This window comes from Chryseobacterium sp. CS2K3, assembly GCF_059515185.1.
On sequence record NZ_JCAKRW010000005.1, the window covers coordinates 117,159 to 135,299 of the forward strand.

Below are 18,141 nucleotides of genomic sequence, written 5' to 3' on the forward strand. Positions count from 1 at the left end.
GACTTTTTACAAAGTAAAAAAATAAAAAACTATGTTTGACCTAGATCGTTGGCAGGAAATATTCAGTTCTATCCGCAGTAATGTGCTTCGGACAGTACTTTCGGGGTTTACGGTGGCTTTAGGCTTATTTATATTCATTGTTCTTTTCGGAATAGGGAAGGGACTTCAGAATGCTTTCTCGGAAGGGTTTTCAGGAGATGCCAAAAACCTGATTACTATTTCTACGGGGAAAACAACTTTAGCGTATAAAGGTTTACAGTCTGAACGTACCGTAACGATGAATAATGATGATTATGATTTTCTGATCAACGCAGAAAAGAAAAACGTTGGAGCATCCAGCCCAAGGTATAATGCCAGTCTGATGGTAAAATACGGGAAAGAAAGCGGAATCTATCAGGTACACGGTGCGGAACCGGGTGAGCAGATTATTGAAAACCGAAAAATGATCGATGGACGATACATTACTCCCAGAGATCTTGAAGGAAAACAGAATGTGGCTGTAATCGGAAGAATGGTTCAGAGAGACCTGATTAAAAACGGAAGTCCTGTTGGAAAAGAACTGGATATCAACGGAACTATGTTCAAAGTAGTAGGTGTATTCTCAGATGATGGTGGAGACTGGGATGAAAGACATATTACCGTGCCGATTACCACCTTGCAGCAAATGAAGAAAGGTTCTGATACCGTAAATATTGCTTATATCACGTACAGCGATAAAATGACCCCTCAGGAAGCCATTAAATATGGTGATGAGCTGAAAGATAAATTAAAATCACGAAAAAGTGTTTCTCCCGACGATGAAAACGGTGTCCGTGTCTGGAATAATGCCAAAAACATGAACGATACCTTTACCTTTATGGCAGTTCTTACAGCTATTGTTGGTTTTATCGGGATGGGAACATTGCTGGCAGGAATCATCGGGATCAGTAACATCATGGTATACATCGTAAAAGAAAGAACCAAAGAAATAGGAGTAAGAAAAGCTATTGGGGCAAAACCAAGAGGGATTGTAGCGCTTATTGTTCAGGAAAGTGTTGTGATTACAGTAATTTCAGGAATAGTAGGAATAGCAGTCGGTGTTTTGACATTAAGTATGATTGGTGACAGCCTTGAAGAGTTTTTCATTAAAAGCCCGAGTGTAGGGTGGGGAGAGATTCTGATGGCGTTTATAGCTTTGGTTTTCTCTGGGTTTGTAGCAGGATTTGTGCCGGCTTACAGAGCTTCAAAGATCAAACCTATTGAAGCATTGAGAACAGAGTAACTATATAACTTGTAACTAATAATTCATAAAGGTGAATATTATATTTAAAAAAGATACCTGGCAGGAGATTTATTATTCATTAAGAAATAATAAGCTTCGTACATTTCTTACCATGATCGGCGTGGGATGGGGAATGTTCCTGTACGTGAGCCTTCTTGGAGCAGCAAAAGGAATGGAGAATGGTTTTGATAAACTTTTTTCCGGATTTGCTACCAATTCCATTTTCCTGTGGGCACAGAAAACCTCTATTCCTTACGAAGGATTTCCCAAAGGAAGAGAAGTTCACCTGAACCTTTCCGATATGGAAATGCTGAAAAGAAAAGTAACACAGGTAGATTATATCTCTCCTCAGAATGCCAGAGGAAGCTTTACGGGAACACCAGGAGAATCTATGTCCAGAAACGGCAAAAGTGCTACCTATTCTCTTACGGGAGATTACTCGGTGGGAAATAAAATTTCAGAAAAGAAACTTATTTTCGGACGCTATATCAATGATGCAGACGTTTCGGGAAATAAAAATGTAGTGGTCATCGGAGAAGAAATTTATAAAAACTTCTTTGATTCTAAGAAAAAGGAAAATCCGATAGGACAATCAATCAATATCAAAGGGCTGTTCTTTAATGTAATCGGAGTATTCAGAGTGAAAAAAGGAGGAGGCTTTGAGAATGATCAGACCGCTTTTATTCCACTTTCTACATATACTAAAATGTATAATGCAGGAGATCAGATTGATATGTTTGCAATTGTAAGCAAGCCAAATGCAAATGTGAACTCCGTGGAAGAAGATGTAAAACAGGTGTTAAAAGCTAAAAACAAAGTTTCACCTGAAGATACCAATGCATTCGGTAGTTTCAATCTTGGAAAAGAATTTAAAAAACTGACAGGTTTCCTTACGGGAATGCAGCTTCTGACCATTATTGTGGGAACACTAACGATTTTAGCAGGAGTCATTGCGATCTCTAACATTTTATTGATCACGGTAAAAGAAAGAACCAAAGAAATCGGAATCAGAAGAGCATTGGGAGCAAAACCAGCCGAAGTAAGAAACCAGATTTTGTTAGAAAGTGTAGTGATCACGCTCTCCTCGGGATTATTAGGATTTATGTTTGGAATCTTTGTGCTGATGATCTTAAATGCCGTTACCCAGGGACAGGATTCTTTTCCTTTCTATAATCCGACGGTAAACTACGGAAACGTATTTGCTGCGATGGCAGTAATGGTTATTTTGGGGCTGATTATCGGAATGATTCCTGCGCAGAGAGCCGTAAAGATCAGACCGATTGAAGCATTAAGAACAGAGTAATAATTTGAAAATGATATAATTTGAAAATTTAAAAATAGAAAATGATCAGTAGCCATGTGGTATTACTCTTTTAATTTTTAAACCTTTCAATCTTTTAATTAAAAAATAAACTAGACATATGAAAAAGAAATTCACTTGGAAAAAAGCCATTTATATTGTGTTGGGGCTTTTATTTGCAGTGGCATTGTTCTCAGGGATTGGCTATCTTGTGAAATCAAATTCCAAAGAAGGCGAATCCTTCCTTACCCGTAAACCCAACATTCAGAATATGGATGATAAGGTGATGGCTACCGGAAAAATTGTTCCCAAAGAAGAAATTGAAATCAAACCCAATATTGCAGGGATTATCGATAAAATCTTAGTAAAGGAAGGAGATAAGGTAGAAGTAGGTCAGTTGATTGCTACTGTGAAAATTGTACCAAGTATCTCAGAAGTAAACGCATCTCAGCAGGAAGTTCAGAATGCTCAGATTCAGATCAGCAATGCTCAGATGAATGTATCAAACATGCAGAAGCAATTTGAAATTCAGGATAAGCTGTATAAGCAAGGTGTTGCTTCAAAGCAGGAATTCCTGAATGCTCAGCAGCAATTGTATTCGCAACAGCAGACGCTTAAAAATGCTCAGCAACAATTGAATACTGCTCAGAAAAGATTACAGATCGCAAAAACCGGAGCTACTCCTGAATTGCAGGGGCAAGGATTGGCAACTACGCAAATCCGTTCAAAAGTAGCAGGTACCGTTCTTGAAGTTCCTGTAAAAGTAGGAAGCCAGGTAATTGAAGCCAATAACTTCAACGCCGGAACTACAATCTGTTCTATTGCAGATCTAAACTCCTTAATCTTTAAAGGAGAAATAGACGAGGCGCAGGCAGGAAAACTTAGCGAAGGAATGGATATGAATATTGTAATCGGTGCATTACAGAACAAAACTTTCCCTGGAAAACTAACCATGATTGCTCCTAAAGGAAAAGATAATGCAGGTACCATCAAGTTTCCTGTAGAAGGAAATGTGGATAATCCTAATAACGAATATATCAGAGCAGGTTTCTCTGCTAACGGTGAGATTGTGTTAAGCTCTCAGAAAAACGCTTTATTACTGGATGAATCTTTAGTTCAGTATGAGAAGAAACAAGGTAAAGATGTTCCTTTCGTAGAAGTGAAGCAAAAAGACGGTAAGTTTAAAAAAGTGTACGTAAAACTTGGTGCTAGCGATGGGATCAATGTTCAGATTCTTCCGGGATCGGATATTACAAAAGATTCAGAAGTGAAAGTTTGGAACCCATCCGATAAAGACAAAGAAGAATTGAAAGAAAAATCAAAGTCAAAATAATAAACTGACATTATAAATTGGCAAGTCCCGGAGTGTTTTCTCCGGGATTTTTTTATGAATGAAATTTAGCCTGATTGTCAAATTAAATTTAAAATGCAATAAAAATACCGTTAGAAATGTTTTAATTTTAATTTAAAATATAGCCATGAAGAAAAATTATCTGATTTTGTTCCTGCTTATCATTGTAAAATTTATCCTTCAATATATCCTGATAAGTCCTGAATATGAATTGCAGCGGGATGAATACTTACATTTGGATCAGGGGAATCATCTTGCTTGGGGATATCTTTCAGTTCCTCCTGTAAGTTCATGGATTTCATGGCTGATCAAGATATTGGGCGGCTCTGTATTTTGGATTAAATTTTTCCCGGCTTTATTCGGAGCCCTTACGATGATTGTGGTCTGGAAAGCCATCGAAGAATTAAAAGGTGGTCTTTTTGCTTGTCTTCTTGCCTCTTTGGGATTGTTATTTTCATCCTTGCTTCGTATGAATATGCTGTATCAGCCCAATTCACTAGACGTTTTGTTATGGACTTCTTTTTTCTACATTCTGATAAAATATACCTATACAGAAAAAGTAAGCTGGCTTTATTGGGGCGGAGTTATTTTCGGAATTGGAATACTCAATAAATACAATATAGCTTTTCTTGCATTAGGATTTATTCCAGCACTTTTATTGACAAAACAGAGACGGATTTTTGTAAATCCCCACACGTACGGCGCAGCACTTTTAGCTTTAATAATTATTTTCCCTAACCTTGTTTGGCAGTATAATAATGGTTTTCCGGTTGTTCATCATATGAAAGAACTTTCCGAATATCAGTTAGTAAATGTCAACAGATTTGACTTTTTGAAATCACAGCTTTTATTCTTCATAGGCGTAACATTTGTTATTCTGTTTGGCTTTTATGCTTTATTATTTTATAAATCTTTTGAAAAGATCAGGTTCTTCTTTTGGGGATATGTTATCACAATATCGTTGTTTGTGTTTTTTAGAGCAAAAGATTATTACGCAATAGGTATATATCCTGTTTATATTGGATTCGGAGCCGTTTATCTGGAGAATATTTTAAATAGCGGATGGAAAAGATTTCTCAAACCTGTCTGCATTTTACACCCTGTCATTCTGTTCTTACCTATATATAATTTAGCATTTCCAAATAAAACCCCTGAATTTATAGCTGAAAATCCCGAATCTTATAAAAGGTTTGGGCTCTTGCGCTGGGAAGATGGTAAAGATCATGCATTACCTCAGGATTTTGCAGATATGCTGGGCTGGAAAGAACTTGCTCAGAAAGTAGATAAAGAATATTCAAGATTATCAAAATCAGGAAATACGCTTGTGTTATGTGATAATTACGGACAGGCAGGAGCAATTAATTTTTATTCAACAAAAGGAGTAAAAGCAGTTTCATTCAATGCAGACTATATTGATTGGATGGATTTAAGTAAGAAGTATAAAAATCTGATTAGAGTTAAAGACGCACCAGAAGATGAACTTGAGAAGACGGGAGTATTTTTCAAACATTCTGTAACCGCAGATTCTGTAACCAATCCATATGCGAGAGAAAGAGGAACTGTTATTTTTAGTTTTGAAGATGCGAAAATTGATATACGAAAGAGAATTCAGGACGAGATTCATGAAGTAAAAAACCGATGGCGCAAGTAAGATTTTAGGAAATAGTAATTAGGAAGAGAAAATATTATTGCAACAAAATTGCATTAAGTGGATTTTATTTTACCTTTGTACAGTAAAATTTAATCTCAACTGAAACATGGAAAATAAAAAATTTGATGTCATTATTATAGGCGGAAGTTACGCAGGGTTGTCAGCAGGAATGGCATTGGGGAGATCTCTCAGAAATGTTTTAATTATTGATAATGGAAAACCCTGCAACAGGCAGACTCCTCATTCGCATAACTTTGTAACTCATGATGGGAAGACCCCAGAAGAAATTCATCAGCTGGCAAAAAAAGAGGTTGAAAAATATCAGACAGTTCAATTTTATCATGGAACAGTTGTTTCCGTAAGAAAGAATATTGAGGGTTTTCAAGTGGAAATATCCGAAAGTGAAAAATTCCAGGCAAGAAAGGTGATTCTAGCTTCAGGAGTAAAAGATATTATGACGGATATTCCGGGATTTGCTGAATGTTGGGGAATCTCTGTGCTGCACTGCCCTTATTGTCACGGGTATGAAGTCAAAAATGAAATCACAGGGATTCTTGCGGACGGAGATATGGCGTATGAGTTTTCAAAATTGATTTTTAATATGACCAAAACCCTGACCTTGTTTACCAACGGAAAAACTAAACTTACCGTTGAACAGATTGAAAAACTTAAAAACAATAATATTGATATCAACGAAGGTGAAGTCGAAAAAATAGACCATGAAAACGGGCAGATTCAAAAAATTACTTTCAAAAATGGAAAATCTGTTTCTTTAAAAGCATTATATGCCAAAATCCCTTTTGAGCAGAATATCAATATTTCAGAAAATTTAGATGATGAGCTTACAGAGCAAGGGTATATTCAGGTTGATTTTATGCAAAAAACAAAAATTCCCGGAGTTTTTGCCTGCGGTGATAATACAACTATGATGAGGTCTGTGGCAAATGCTGTTGCGCAAGGTAATTTTACAGGTGCCATGGTGAATAAGGAACTTTCCGAAGAAGATTTTTAAAACAGAATATTGATGAAAAATTCAGAATAAATTGAAAAATTAATTTGAATTAATTCTTTTTTAGCTGTAAAAATCATCTTTTTCAATGGTAAAATCTCAACGAAAATTCCGTACATTTGGGGTGAAAAATTTCAAAAACTAAAAGTAAAATGGATATTATTTTCGACCTGATTGAAAAGGAAAGACAAAGACAAACTCATGGATTAGAGCTTATCGCATCAGAAAACTTTGTTTCTGAGAATGTGATGAAAGCAATGGGAAGTGTACTGACAAATAAATATGCTGAAGGATATCCTGGGAAAAGATATTACGGAGGATGTGAAGTTGTAGATGAGGTTGAAACATTGGCAATCAACAGAGCAAAGGAACTTTTCGGAGTAGATTATGTGAACGTGCAGCCACATTCCGGTTCTCAGGCGAATGCAGCCATTTATCTTGCAGTTTTGAAACCTGGAGATAAAATTATGGGGATGGACCTTTCCATGGGAGGACACCTTACTCACGGTTCTGCAGTAAACTTTTCAGGAATTCAATATGAAGTGGTTTCTTACGGAGTAGAAAGAGAAACAGGACTTATCGATTACAATCAGATGAGAGAAGTTGCTTTAAGAGAAAGACCGAAAATGATGATCGCTGGTTTCTCTGCCTATTCAAGAGATCTTGACTATGCTAAATACAGAGAGATTGCAGATGAGATCGGAGCAACTCTTTGGGCAGATATCGCACACCCGGCAGGTTTGGTAGCAAAAGGATTATTAAACTCTCCATTTGAACACTGCCACGTAGTAACTACGACTACTCACAAGACTTTAAGAGGTCCTAGAGGTGGAATGATCATGATGGGGAAAGACTTTGAAAATACTTATGGTCACAAAACTCCAAAAGGAGAAACGAAAATGATGAGCCAGGTATTGGATGGTGCTGTATTCCCTGGAATTCAAGGTGGACCACTAGAACATGTAATTGCTGGTAAAGCAGTTGCTTTCGGTGAAGCCTTAGACGGACAGTTCGAAACTTATGCTAAACAAGTGAGAGCTAATGCTCAGGCATTGTCAAAAGCTATGATTGACAAAGGATTTGACATCGTAAGCGGTGGTACAGATAACCACTTAATGTTGGTAGACCTTAGAAATAAAGGTGTAAACGGTAAAGAAACTGAGAAAGCATTAGTACTTGCCGATATTACATGTAACAAAAATATGGTTCCTTTCGATGATAAATCTCCGTTCACTACATCCGGTATCAGATTAGGAACTGCAGCTATTACAACCAGAGGTCTTAAAGAAAATGATATGAATACTATTGCAGAATTAATCTCTGAAGTGGTAGACAATATTAAGAATGAAGAAGTACTTTCATCCGTAAGAAAGAAAGTTAATGAATTAATGGAAGGTAAGGCTCTATTCAACTATTAATTATAGATTACAATATTATACCAAGAATGGGCTGCTGCCCATTCTTTTTTTATCCATGGAAAAGAAGTCTTTTACTTTTGAAGAAATTAAACTGAAACTGGTAAACTATTGTGTATACCAAGATCGTTGTCATGCAGAGGTAGAACAAAAAATGAAAGAGTTTTTGCTGATAGATGAAGCTAAAGAAGAGATTATTCTATATTTGATGAAGGAAAACTACCTTAATGAAGAAAGATTTACCAGAAGTTATATAAGAGGGAAGTTTTACATCAAACATTGGGGTAGAAATAAGATTAAAATGAATCTTAAGCAAAAGCAGATCTCTGAGAAACTCATTAATATGTGTTTTGATGAAATATATGAAGATGATTATAACAAAACGATCACAAGAATCTACGAAGATTATTCTTCCAGACAGAAAGGGTTACAGGAATATCAGAAAAAATCAAAAACCATAAAATATCTAATGAGCAGGGGATTTGAATATGATGCAATATTACAAGCCACTGATGATTAATCTATAAAATTAATAGTCTTTTCTGTGAATAATTAAAAAAAATATAACATCTGACAAAAAAAGAATAATAAGATTGAAATTGATTAATTTATATTAAACTATATAATGCTTTTATTTGTAATAGTTTAGATTATTTAATTAAAAAAAAATTAAATTTTAACTATCTGAAACACTAAAGTGGCATGAAAAATGCTTTTCGTAATAAATATCTCTATTTTGAGATTTTACCTTAAAAAAATGACTGTACCGTATATATTACGTAGAAAAAGATTAATTATACAGAATTTCTGTACTAATGATAATTGTAATACTTCATGAGTGGCATGATATCAAATGGAAAACCAAAACGTCACTTAACTTATGAATACTACCCTTACTATTACCCAGTAAATAAATCACTTTACCTTGAATGAGAAATTTGCAAGATGGATTTCGTGCTTTTTACAATGGAGATAACATTATAAAAATTACGAAACTAAGATATATGCCAAGGTGGTTTGTTATCTTTATCGATATTTTAATTATCTTATTTTCTATTTTTCTTTCACGTTTGTTTTTGAAAAACTTAGATGTGGAAGTTAATTTTCCTGAATATACCCTTCAGAAAAGATTAATCCTTATCGGGTTTAATATTCTGTTTATGTATGTTTTTAAAACTTATGCAGGAATTATCAGGCATTCTACTTTTTTTGATTTTTTCAAAATTATCCTGTCTTCAGGAAGTACACTTGTTTGTCTTTTGATCGTAAGCTATATTACAGAATTAGTAATGGGAAAATCACTATTTCTGTATCCAAACCTTTTTTTGTATTTCCTTATTTCTGTTTCTATAATGTTCTTTTTCAGAATGGTAACGAAGCAGTTTTTTAATATTATTGTAGATATTCAAGGGGCATCATCTAAAGTGAAAGTTGCTGTTGTGGGAGTGGGGGAAGCTTCAGTAGCAGTAGCGAGAGCAATTATGCACAATCCCAATTATCCTTACCGACTGGAAGGCTTCCTTACCAGCAGATCAGACTCTAATAAAGCATTATTGTTAGGACATAAAATCTACAATAAAAATGAATTTTTCGTCAGTGAGAACCTGGGGAAAAAATTTGATGCTGTTCTTCTTATCAAGGAGATTATGACAAAACAGGAGATTGAGGAATGGATGACGCTGGCTCTGGATAAAGACCTGAAGGTTCTGAAGGCACCTACCCTTAGTAAAATGAGAGATAGCGATCTTGTAGGAGGGATCAGTAATCTTCAGATTGAGGATTTGCTAAACCGTAAACCTATCAGTATTGAGAGTGAGGAGGTAATGAAAAGACATTTTGGCAAAAATGTTTTGGTTACAGGAGGAGCTGGTTCTATTGGAAGTGAAATCGTAAGACAGGTTTCACAGTTTAATCCATCTCTTATTGTTGTACTAGATCAGGCTGAATCTCCACTTTATGAGCTGGAGCTGGAGCTTTTGGAGAAATTTCCTGATCAAAATTTTAAATTCATACTAGCTGATATTTCCAATAGATACAGATTAGAAAAATTATTTGAAGATTATCAGTTTTCTATGGTGTATCATGCAGCTGCATACAAACATGTACCATTGATTGAAGATAATCCGCATGAAGCTATTTTTGTGAATGTTTTAGGAACTAAAAATGTAGCTTTATTATCTAAAAAATATAAAGTGAACCGATTTGTAATGGTTTCCACTGATAAGGCTGTAAACCCAACGAATGTGATGGGAGCTTCCAAAAGAGCAGCAGAGCTATTCGTACAATCATTACAGAATACCCCAGGGCATCCTACAAAATTCATCACTACGCGTTTTGGAAATGTTTTAGGATCAAACGGATCGGTAATTCCTCATTTCAGAAAACAAATTGAAAAGGGCGGTCCGGTAACCATTACACACCCTGATATCATCCGTTATTTTATGACAATTCCGGAGGCTTGTGAGCTGGTACTTCAGGCAGGAACAATGGGGAACGGAGGTGAGATTTATGTATTTGATATGGGAGAACCTGTGAAAATTCTTGATCTGGCAAAAAGAATGATCAGGCTATCCGGCTATACTCCTGATGTAGATATGAAAATTACATTTATAGGATTAAGACCTGGGGAAAAATTGTATGAAGAACTTTTAAGTAATAATACGGTTACAATTCCTACCCATCATGAAAAGATTCTGATCTCAAAAGATCCTTTAATGGAATTTAGTCAAATCGATAATTTAAGTAAACAGATTATTGTAGCAGCCGTAAAAAGAAACAGGTTGGAAGTAGTAAGAATATTAAAGACAATTGTTCCTGAATTTATAAGTAATAACTCTGAATTTGAAATTTTAGATAAAGAAACTGTTGTAGATAAGGATATTATTTGATTGTATGAAGGTTTTACTGAAGTTTTTTAAATAATCAATTTAAGAAGATAAAAGATTTATAATTAATATCTCCTAACAGACATAGTTTATAAAGTATTACCTTAAAATAATTATCCTATTTTTGTGAAAAAATTATTAAAATGAATTTGAAGTATTTTTTCTACGGAGCGATTTGCATATCAGTACTTTCTTGTACACCAAGACAAGAAATCAATTATATGAAAGACATTGATGGCATAGCTTTGGAGAATTCGATCAAAAATAGCAGAGTTGATCTTCAGCCTGGTGATCAATTAATTATTTCTATTTCTGCTAAAGATATGGAAGTAGTTAAAATTTTTAATCAAAATTATTCATCAAGCACGAATGTTGCTCAGTATACAATTCCAAGTAGTAATAATCTTCCTCAGGCTACTCCTGTTTCAGGACCTACCTATGTGGTAGATACGAACGGAGATATCGTATTTCCTCAAATTGGAAAGGTGAATACAAAAAATGAAAATATAGAAACGTTCAGAGCTAAACTCTCTGATCTTATCAGAGCTTATGTAAAAGATCCTGTAGTAGATGTAAAGCTTATTAATTTTAAAGTTTCAGTATTAGGTGAAGTTACTAAACCCGGAACTTATGTTATTCCCGATGGAACGACAACATTACTTGGGGCGCTAGGACTTGCAGGAGATCTTACACCTTATGGGGTGAGAAATAATGTTTTGGTTGTTAGAAATATTGATGGTCAGATAAGTAAAGAAAGAATAGATCTTACAAGTGCTAATTTTATTAATTCTCCCTATTACTACCTGAAACAAAATGATGTTGTATATGTGCAGCCTAATGCCGTAAGAGAAAAAGCTGCGAGAGTAGATCCAAATACAGGATTATATATATCAGTAGCATCAGTAATTGCATCAATTACAGTAGGAATATTAGCCTTAATAAAAAACTAATAAACTTTAAATAAAAAAACTAATAGCTAAAATTGTCTCTAAAAAGACAAGTTGATTAAACACAAATTTATTGTATTTACTTTTTCGTGCAAATGTCTTATTTCTGAAAATGTATTTATGATTGATATTATTAAAATTATGAACAAAACTATTATTACGTATTTTATACTGTTATCAATTGTTCTCTTATCCTGTAAGCCTAAGCAGAACATGGTGTATATGTCGCAGCATAATATGGAAGAAGAAATTGCTAAGGCAAAATATGAAGGACTTCACATTCAGGAAAGTGATGTGCTTTTAATTTTAGTTTCAGCACTGGATGAAGCTGCAGTAAAACCATTTAACCTGAATACGGCAAACCGTGTAGGAGGTACATCTGTGAATGGAGTTAACCAATATGTACAGCCAAGTGAATATTTGGTGAATGAAGATGGTTATATTAATTTTCCCGTATTAGGAAATGTATACGTCAAGGGAATGACTCAGGTGCAGTTGAAAAATGATCTTGAATCCCGATTAAAAAGATATCTTAAAGATCCTTTAGTAACCACTACGCTGAAAAACTTTAACGTAAGCATTCTTGGGGAAGTTAAGACGCCGGGGCAAAAAGAGAGTACCACACAGAAACTAAATATTTTCCAGGCATTGAGTTTAGCTGGGGATATGACAGATTTTGGAGATCGTACGAAAGTGAAGCTGATCCGTACGGCAGATAGTGGGGAAGATCAGGTGGTAAACCTGGATTTATCCAGATCTGATATTGTCAATTCACCTTACTATTATATGAAACAGAATGATGTGCTTTATGTAGAACCTGATAAGAACAAGCAGGTTCAGGCTAATTCTAACCCTAACAGGGCTCTTACTTTCCAAATTATTGCATCTGCATTGGGAGTTGCTACCCTTATCATTTCTTTAACCCGATAAATTAAGATATGCAGCAGATAGAACTTAAGGAAAATGAAGAAACTTTAGACCTAAGAAAAATTATTGGCAAATATCTTAATAAATGGCCATGGTTCGTAGGATCAATTTTAGTCTTTTTAGTAGCAGCATTTATATACCTTAGATACAGTATACCACAATATCAGTCAACTACAACACTTAAATTTGATAAAAAGCAGTCGGATTTAACAGGAGCATTGGTGGACCTAGAGAATCTCGGACTGGGATTAGGAAATGCAGATGAATTGAAAAGTGAAGTTGCAGTTGTTAGTTCGAGACCTATTCTTATGAAAGTGGTGGAGAACCTCAACCTTAATGTACAATACTATAATTCCGGTGAAATAAAGGATTCTGAATTATTTTCAAAAATCCCGATTATAGCCAAAGTTATTTCTTATACTGATCAAAAGAGGTTTATTTCTTCAGAGTATGTAGTAAAAGAAGTAAATGGAAATAGTTTTGTTTTAGAGGATAGTGATAAAAAACTATTTAAAGGAAATTTTGATAAGAAATTAAAATTGGATTTCGGAACAGTGATATTGCAGAAAATACCCGGTCTTACTTTCAGCTCAAAATATAAAATTGTTTTTTGGAATCCTTTAGAGAAAGTAAAAAAATTAGAAAAGAAGATTCAGGTTAATCTTCCCGACCAGAAAGCGATGTTGATGGACATAAGCCTGGTAGGAACTGTTCCTGATAAATCAGAGTCTATTCTTAATGAAATTACCAAAGAATATAATTTAGATGGTCTTAAAGATAAAAACTTACAGGCACAAAATACTCAGGAATTTATAGATAAAAGATTAGAAGTTATTACACGTGATCTTTCAGGAGTAGAAAACCAGAAAGAAGATTTTCAGAACCGTAACCGTATTGTTGATCTTCAGGCTCAAGCACAACTTGCTCTTCAGAATACAAGTGATAATACGAAGTCTTTACTTTTACAGCAAACACAATTAGATTTATTAAATTCTCTTCAGGCAGAAGCATCCAAAGGAGATAATCAGCTGATGCCTTCAAACTTAGGACTTAGTCCTTCTTTAGAACAGGCAATTTCACAATATAATACTCTTCTTATCAGTAGAAATAAGACATTAAAGCAGGCTACTAACGAAAACCCTGCCGTTATAGAAATGAATAAGGAGATAGCATCATTGAAAGAGGTTGTTCGTGATAATATCCGTCAGCAAAAAGCTAGTATGCAGGCTTCTATTGCTCAATTAAACGGTCAGATTTCAGCTAATACGGGGATGATTGAAAAAGTTCCTGGACAATCAAAGATTTACAGAGGAATTGAACGTCAGCAAAATCTTAAAGAACAACTTTTCCTTTTCCTTCTGCAGAAAAGGGAAGAAAATGCAATAAATTTATCTGTAAAAGTTCCAAAGGCTAAAATTGTAAATCCTGCTTATACAATTGATATTCCTGTTTCACCTAAAAAAAGTTTGATTCTTGTAGGAGCATTTATGTTGGGAATATTAATTCCTTTTGCAATATTTTATTTTTTCTTCATGTGGGATGATAAAATATATAGTAGAAGTGATATCTCAGATCGTACTTCTTTGGGAGTACTATCGGATATTCCATCATTAGATGGTAATCAAAACCATTTGGTACAAAAAAATGATTTTTCAGAATTGGCAGAAGCATTCAGAGTATTGGTGTCCAATTTGAAATATGTGCTACCGAAAAAGGATTCTGCTAAAGTTGTTATGGTGACTTCTTCTGTAAAAGGAGAAGGTAAAACTTTAGTTTCAGTAAATTTGGCATTAACTCTTGGAAATAAGAACGGTAGATCTCTTTTAATTGGTTCCGATATCAGAAATCCTCAGATTCAGAGATATGATAATGAACCAATAAAAGGAAAAGGACTTACAGAATATTTGTATGATGAGTCAACTGGTGTAGACGAATTAATTCATACATCCGATACCAATCCTAATTGTGATGTGATCTATGCAGGAACTATTCCTCCCAATCCACAGGAGCTTCTATCCAATGGAAGATATCAAAAGCTTATTCAGGATTTGACTGATAAATATGCCTATATTATTATAGATTCAGCACCTCTTATGTTGGTTTCTGATACACTCTATATTGCAGATACACCTGACGCAACACTTTATGTAGTAAGATCAGGGGTTTCAAGAAATATATTGGTAGATTTTGCCAATAATTTGGTAAAAGAATCAAAACTATCCAATGTCTCTTTTGTAATCAATGATGTTTCTAAAAATGTAGGAGGTTATGGTTATGGCTATAATTATGGTTATGGCTATGGTTATACAAGTGAAAAGAAAAAAAAATGGTGGCAAAAATTATTTAAATCATAAAATATTATATGCGTAAAATTTTGATTACTGGCGGGGCAGGTTTTATTGGCTCTAATCTAACTGAATATTTTTTGAATAAAAATTATGCGGTTGTTTGCCTTGACAATTTTGCAACAGGACATCGTCATAATGTAGAACCTTTCTTTGAAAACCCCAACTATACTTTGATAGAAGGAGATATCCGTGATCTTGAGGTTTGTAAAAAGGCAGTTGATGGAGTAAATTACATTTTGCACCAGGCTGCGTTAGGTTCTGTTCCTCGTTCAATTAAAGATCCGATTACAAGTAATGATGTTAACGTTTCCGGTTTTTTAAATATGCTTGTGGCAGCACGTGATGCCAATGTAAAACGTTTTGTATACGCGGCTTCATCTTCTACATATGGAGATTCAGAATCTCTGCCTAAAGTTGAAGATGTAATTGGAAGACCTTTGTCTCCTTATGCTATTACTAAATATGTTAACGAACTTTACGCTGATGTATTCAGTAAAACATACGGTATAGAATGCATTGGATTACGCTATTTCAACGTTTTCGGACGCCGTCAGGATCCAAATGGAGCATATGCAGCAGTGATTCCGTTATTTGTAAAACAACTGATGAGCCACGAGTCACCTAAAATTAACGGTGAAGGAAATTATTCCCGTGATTTTACATACATAGACAATGTAATACAAATGAATGAACTGGCAATGCTTACGGATAATCCGGAAGCAATCAATACAGTTTACAATACAGCTGTCGGCGACCGTACAACTTTGAATGATTTGGTAAAATATCTTGGAGAATACTTGGGAGAATTCGATTCTGAGATTTTGAATATCAAACCAGTGCATGGTCCCAACAGATTAGGTGATATTCCTCATTCTCTGGCTTCAATTGAAAAAGCAAAATCTTTACTGGGCTATCAGCCTACCCATACTATTGATAAAGGGCTTAAAGAAGCAGTAAAATGGTACTGGGAAAACTTAAAATAAATTTACAATCAAATTAATATAATATTAAATGAATACGACGCATAAAATTGCAATTGTTGGATTAGGTTATGTAGGTCTGCCTTTAGCACGTTTATTTGCTACAAAATTTTCTGTAGTAGGATTTGATATCAATCAGAAGCGTATTGAAGAACTTAATCAAGGAAAAGATCATACATTGGAATTGGATGATGATATTTTGCAATCTGTACTTGTTGCTGAAAATCCTTTTAATACATCAGGAAACGGCTTATACTGTTCCTCAAATCTTGATGATATTAAAGATGCAGATATTTATGTGATAACAGTACCTACCCCTGTAGATAAGCATAACCGCCCGGATTTGACCCCTTTATACAAATCTTCAGAAACAGTAGGTAAAGTGTTGTCAAAAGGAAATATAGTGATTTATGAATCTACAGTATACCCTGGCGTAACTGAAGAAGAATGTATTCCGGTATTGGAAAAAGTATCAGGATTTAAATTCAATGAAGATTTTTATGCAGGGTATTCACCAGAGCGTATTAATCCGGGAGATAAAGAACATACTGTTGAGAAAATTTTAAAAGTTACTTCAGGTTCCACTCCTGAAATAGGTAAGGTTGTTGATGATCTTTACAAATCTGTAATTGTAGCAGGTACACATTTAGCCCCTACAATTAAAGTGGCTGAAGCTGCAAAAGTGATTGAGAATTCACAACGTGATATCAACATTGCTTTCGTTAATGAATTGGCAAAAATTTTCAATCTGTTAGAAATTGATACCCATGCTGTTTTAAAAGCTGCAGGAACTAAGTGGAACTTCTTACCTTTCAAACCAGGGCTTGTAGGAGGACACTGTATTGGTGTTGATCCTTATTATTTAGCTCAAAAAGCACAGGAAAAAGGATATCATCCTGAAATTATTCTAGCAGGAAGACGTTTGAATGACTCAATGGGCGAATACGTAGCTTCCCAGGTTGTGAAAACAATGATCAAGAAAGATATTAAAGTAAATGGAGCCAAAATACTGAACTTGGGAATTACCTTTAAAGAAAACTGTCCGGATGTACGTAATACAAAGGCTGTTGATGTGATCAATGCTTTAGAAGATTATTCATTGGAAGTTACTACTTATGATCCTTGGGCAAATGAAGCAGAAGTTCATCATGAATATGGTATATCCTCTGTTAGTTCTTTAGACAGTATTACAGAAAAATATGATGCCATTATCCTTACGGTTGCTCATAAAGAATTCCTTGATCTGGATTTAAGTAAATTTTTAAAAGAGAATGCAATTATTTATGATGTGAAGGGCATCCTAGATAATTGTGACGCAAGATTATAAGAAATAATACCTTAAAAAGTAACAGGAAGAGCCGGTTTTATCGGCTCTTATGTTATGAGGTAATTGATTGAAACTTCAGGTATATAAAACCATTTATAAATCACTGTCAGAATTGCTACAGTGATTCTGAAATTATTATTAAACAGAGATATGAAAGCTACAGAAACAATATTAAAAGGATGTTTTATTTTGGAACCTCAAATTTTTGAGGACGAAAGAGGATATTTTTTTGAATCATATAATGAAGAAAAATTAGAACAGATATTAGGGTATAAACCTTCTTTTGTGCAGGATAATCAATCAAAATCATCATATGGAGTGGTTCGCGGGCTTCATATGCAGAAAGGGGAGCACTCACAGGCAAAGCTGGTGAGAGTTATTGAAGGAGGAGTAATAGATGTTGTAGTAGATGCAAGAAAAGATTCTTTAACTTTTGGACAGTCAATAGCAATAGAATTAACGGCAGAAAATAAAAAACAACTATTTATTCCCAGAGGATTTTTACATGGTTTCTCTGTAATTTCCGAGAGTGCTGTTTTCTTCTACAAATGTGATAATCAATATAACAAAGCTTCTGAAGATGGGGTTGATCCATTAGATACAGAATTAAATATAGACTGGAGTGTTCCGGTAGAAAAAATGATTATTTCAGAAAAAGATAAAGAAGCACAGACTTTTGAAGCTTTTAGAAAAAAAAACTAATAATTTTTGTTTAAAGTCATTACATATATAAAAGTAAT

14 protein-coding genes are annotated in these 18,141 nt (G+C 34.5%); all 14 read left to right on the plus strand.

From position 1 onward, the window contains the following. Positions 1–31 precede the first annotated feature (31 nt). The 14 genes from AC5YGG_RS10100 to rfbC all read left to right on the plus strand — a co-directional run bounded on the left by AC5YGG_RS10100 (position 32) and on the right by rfbC (position 18,103). Entirely contained in the window at positions 32–1,261 is a 1,230-nt protein-coding gene (locus tag AC5YGG_RS10100; RefSeq protein ID WP_496144381.1) for an ABC transporter permease, read from the plus strand. A 31-nt stretch (positions 1,262–1,292) separates the two neighbouring features. Then, positions 1,293–2,564, plus strand: coding sequence for an ABC transporter permease (locus AC5YGG_RS10105; protein ID WP_076551011.1), 1,272 nt, complete (start codon positions 1,293–1,295; stop codon positions 2,562–2,564). Between the two features lie 118 nt (positions 2,565–2,682). Next, a complete protein-coding gene (locus tag AC5YGG_RS10110) occupies positions 2,683–3,894 on the plus strand; it encodes an efflux RND transporter periplasmic adaptor subunit (protein WP_496144382.1) in 1,212 nt (403 codons plus the stop codon). A gap of 145 nt (positions 3,895–4,039) precedes the next feature. Continuing rightward, the gene (locus AC5YGG_RS10115) at positions 4,040–5,563 is read left to right on the plus strand and encodes a glycosyltransferase family 39 protein (RefSeq protein ID WP_496144383.1); all 1,524 of its coding nucleotides are present in this window, start codon (positions 4,040–4,042) and stop codon (positions 5,561–5,563) included. Between the two features lie 106 nt (positions 5,564–5,669). Continuing rightward, positions 5,670–6,575 (plus strand): NAD(P)/FAD-dependent oxidoreductase, encoded by a 906-nt coding sequence (locus tag AC5YGG_RS10120; protein WP_496144384.1) that lies wholly within the window; start codon positions 5,670–5,672, stop codon positions 6,573–6,575. A gap of 149 nt (positions 6,576–6,724) precedes the next feature. Further along, positions 6,725–7,990: a serine hydroxymethyltransferase gene (gene glyA, locus AC5YGG_RS10125; RefSeq protein WP_496144385.1), complete on the plus strand. Its 1,266-nt coding sequence runs from the start codon at positions 6,725–6,727 to the stop codon at positions 7,988–7,990. 55 nt (positions 7,991–8,045) lie between these two features. Continuing rightward, positions 8,046–8,507 (plus strand): regulatory protein RecX, encoded by a 462-nt coding sequence (locus AC5YGG_RS10130; protein WP_496144386.1) that lies wholly within the window; start codon positions 8,046–8,048, stop codon positions 8,505–8,507. Between the two features lie 409 nt (positions 8,508–8,916). Further along, on the plus strand, positions 8,917–10,875 hold the full coding sequence (locus AC5YGG_RS10135; protein ID WP_496144387.1) for a UDP-N-acetylglucosamine 4,6-dehydratase family protein: 1,959 nt from the start codon (positions 8,917–8,919) through the stop codon (positions 10,873–10,875). A gap of 140 nt (positions 10,876–11,015) precedes the next feature. Continuing rightward, positions 11,016–11,822: a polysaccharide biosynthesis/export family protein gene (locus AC5YGG_RS10140; protein WP_496144388.1), complete on the plus strand. Its 807-nt coding sequence runs from the start codon at positions 11,016–11,018 to the stop codon at positions 11,820–11,822. Positions 11,823–11,960: 138 nt separating this feature from the next. Next, positions 11,961–12,749 (plus strand): polysaccharide biosynthesis/export family protein, encoded by a 789-nt coding sequence (locus tag AC5YGG_RS10145; RefSeq protein WP_496144389.1) that lies wholly within the window; start codon positions 11,961–11,963, stop codon positions 12,747–12,749. Positions 12,750–12,757: 8 nt separating this feature from the next. Next, positions 12,758–15,100, plus strand: a complete 2,343-nt coding sequence (locus AC5YGG_RS10150; RefSeq protein WP_496144390.1) for a GumC family protein — start codon at positions 12,758–12,760, stop codon at positions 15,098–15,100. Positions 15,101–15,108: 8 nt separating this feature from the next. After that, positions 15,109–16,077: an SDR family oxidoreductase gene (locus AC5YGG_RS10155; RefSeq protein ID WP_496144391.1), complete on the plus strand. Its 969-nt coding sequence runs from the start codon at positions 15,109–15,111 to the stop codon at positions 16,075–16,077. A gap of 28 nt (positions 16,078–16,105) precedes the next feature. Further along, on the plus strand, positions 16,106–17,401 hold the full coding sequence (locus tag AC5YGG_RS10160) for a nucleotide sugar dehydrogenase (RefSeq protein WP_496144392.1): 1,296 nt from the start codon (positions 16,106–16,108) through the stop codon (positions 17,399–17,401). A 150-nt stretch (positions 17,402–17,551) separates the two neighbouring features. Beyond that, positions 17,552–18,103 (plus strand): dTDP-4-dehydrorhamnose 3,5-epimerase, encoded by a 552-nt coding sequence (gene rfbC / locus AC5YGG_RS10165; protein ID WP_496144393.1) that lies wholly within the window; start codon positions 17,552–17,554, stop codon positions 18,101–18,103. Positions 18,104–18,141: the final 38 nt, after the last annotated feature.

Excerpts from the sequence above, each read along its gene's own strand:
- AC5YGG_RS10140 (WP_496144388.1), top strand. The coding sequence starts at position 11,016 with ATGAATTTGAAGTATTTTTTCTACGGAGCGATTTGCATATCAGTACTT.
- glyA (WP_496144385.1), top strand. The coding sequence starts at position 6,725 with ATGGATATTATTTTCGACCTGATTGAAAAGGAAAGACAAAGACAAACT.
- AC5YGG_RS10150 (WP_496144390.1), top strand. The coding sequence starts at position 12,758 with ATGCAGCAGATAGAACTTAAGGAAAATGAAGAAACTTTAGACCTAAGA.
- AC5YGG_RS10130 (WP_496144386.1), top strand. The coding sequence starts at position 8,046 with ATGGAAAAGAAGTCTTTTACTTTTGAAGAAATTAAACTGAAACTGGTA.
- AC5YGG_RS10155 (WP_496144391.1), top strand. The coding sequence starts at position 15,109 with ATGCGTAAAATTTTGATTACTGGCGGGGCAGGTTTTATTGGCTCTAAT.
- rfbC (WP_496144393.1), top strand. The coding sequence starts at position 17,552 with ATGAAAGCTACAGAAACAATATTAAAAGGATGTTTTATTTTGGAACCT.
- AC5YGG_RS10135 (WP_496144387.1), top strand. The coding sequence starts at position 8,917 with ATGAGAAATTTGCAAGATGGATTTCGTGCTTTTTACAATGGAGATAAC.
- AC5YGG_RS10100 (WP_496144381.1), top strand. The coding sequence starts at position 32 with ATGTTTGACCTAGATCGTTGGCAGGAAATATTCAGTTCTATCCGCAGT.
- AC5YGG_RS10120 (WP_496144384.1), top strand. The coding sequence starts at position 5,670 with ATGGAAAATAAAAAATTTGATGTCATTATTATAGGCGGAAGTTACGCA.
- AC5YGG_RS10110 (WP_496144382.1), top strand. The coding sequence starts at position 2,683 with ATGAAAAAGAAATTCACTTGGAAAAAAGCCATTTATATTGTGTTGGGG.
- AC5YGG_RS10160 (WP_496144392.1), top strand. The coding sequence starts at position 16,106 with ATGAATACGACGCATAAAATTGCAATTGTTGGATTAGGTTATGTAGGT.
- AC5YGG_RS10145 (WP_496144389.1), top strand. The coding sequence starts at position 11,961 with ATGAACAAAACTATTATTACGTATTTTATACTGTTATCAATTGTTCTC.
- AC5YGG_RS10115 (WP_496144383.1), top strand. The coding sequence starts at position 4,040 with ATGAAGAAAAATTATCTGATTTTGTTCCTGCTTATCATTGTAAAATTT.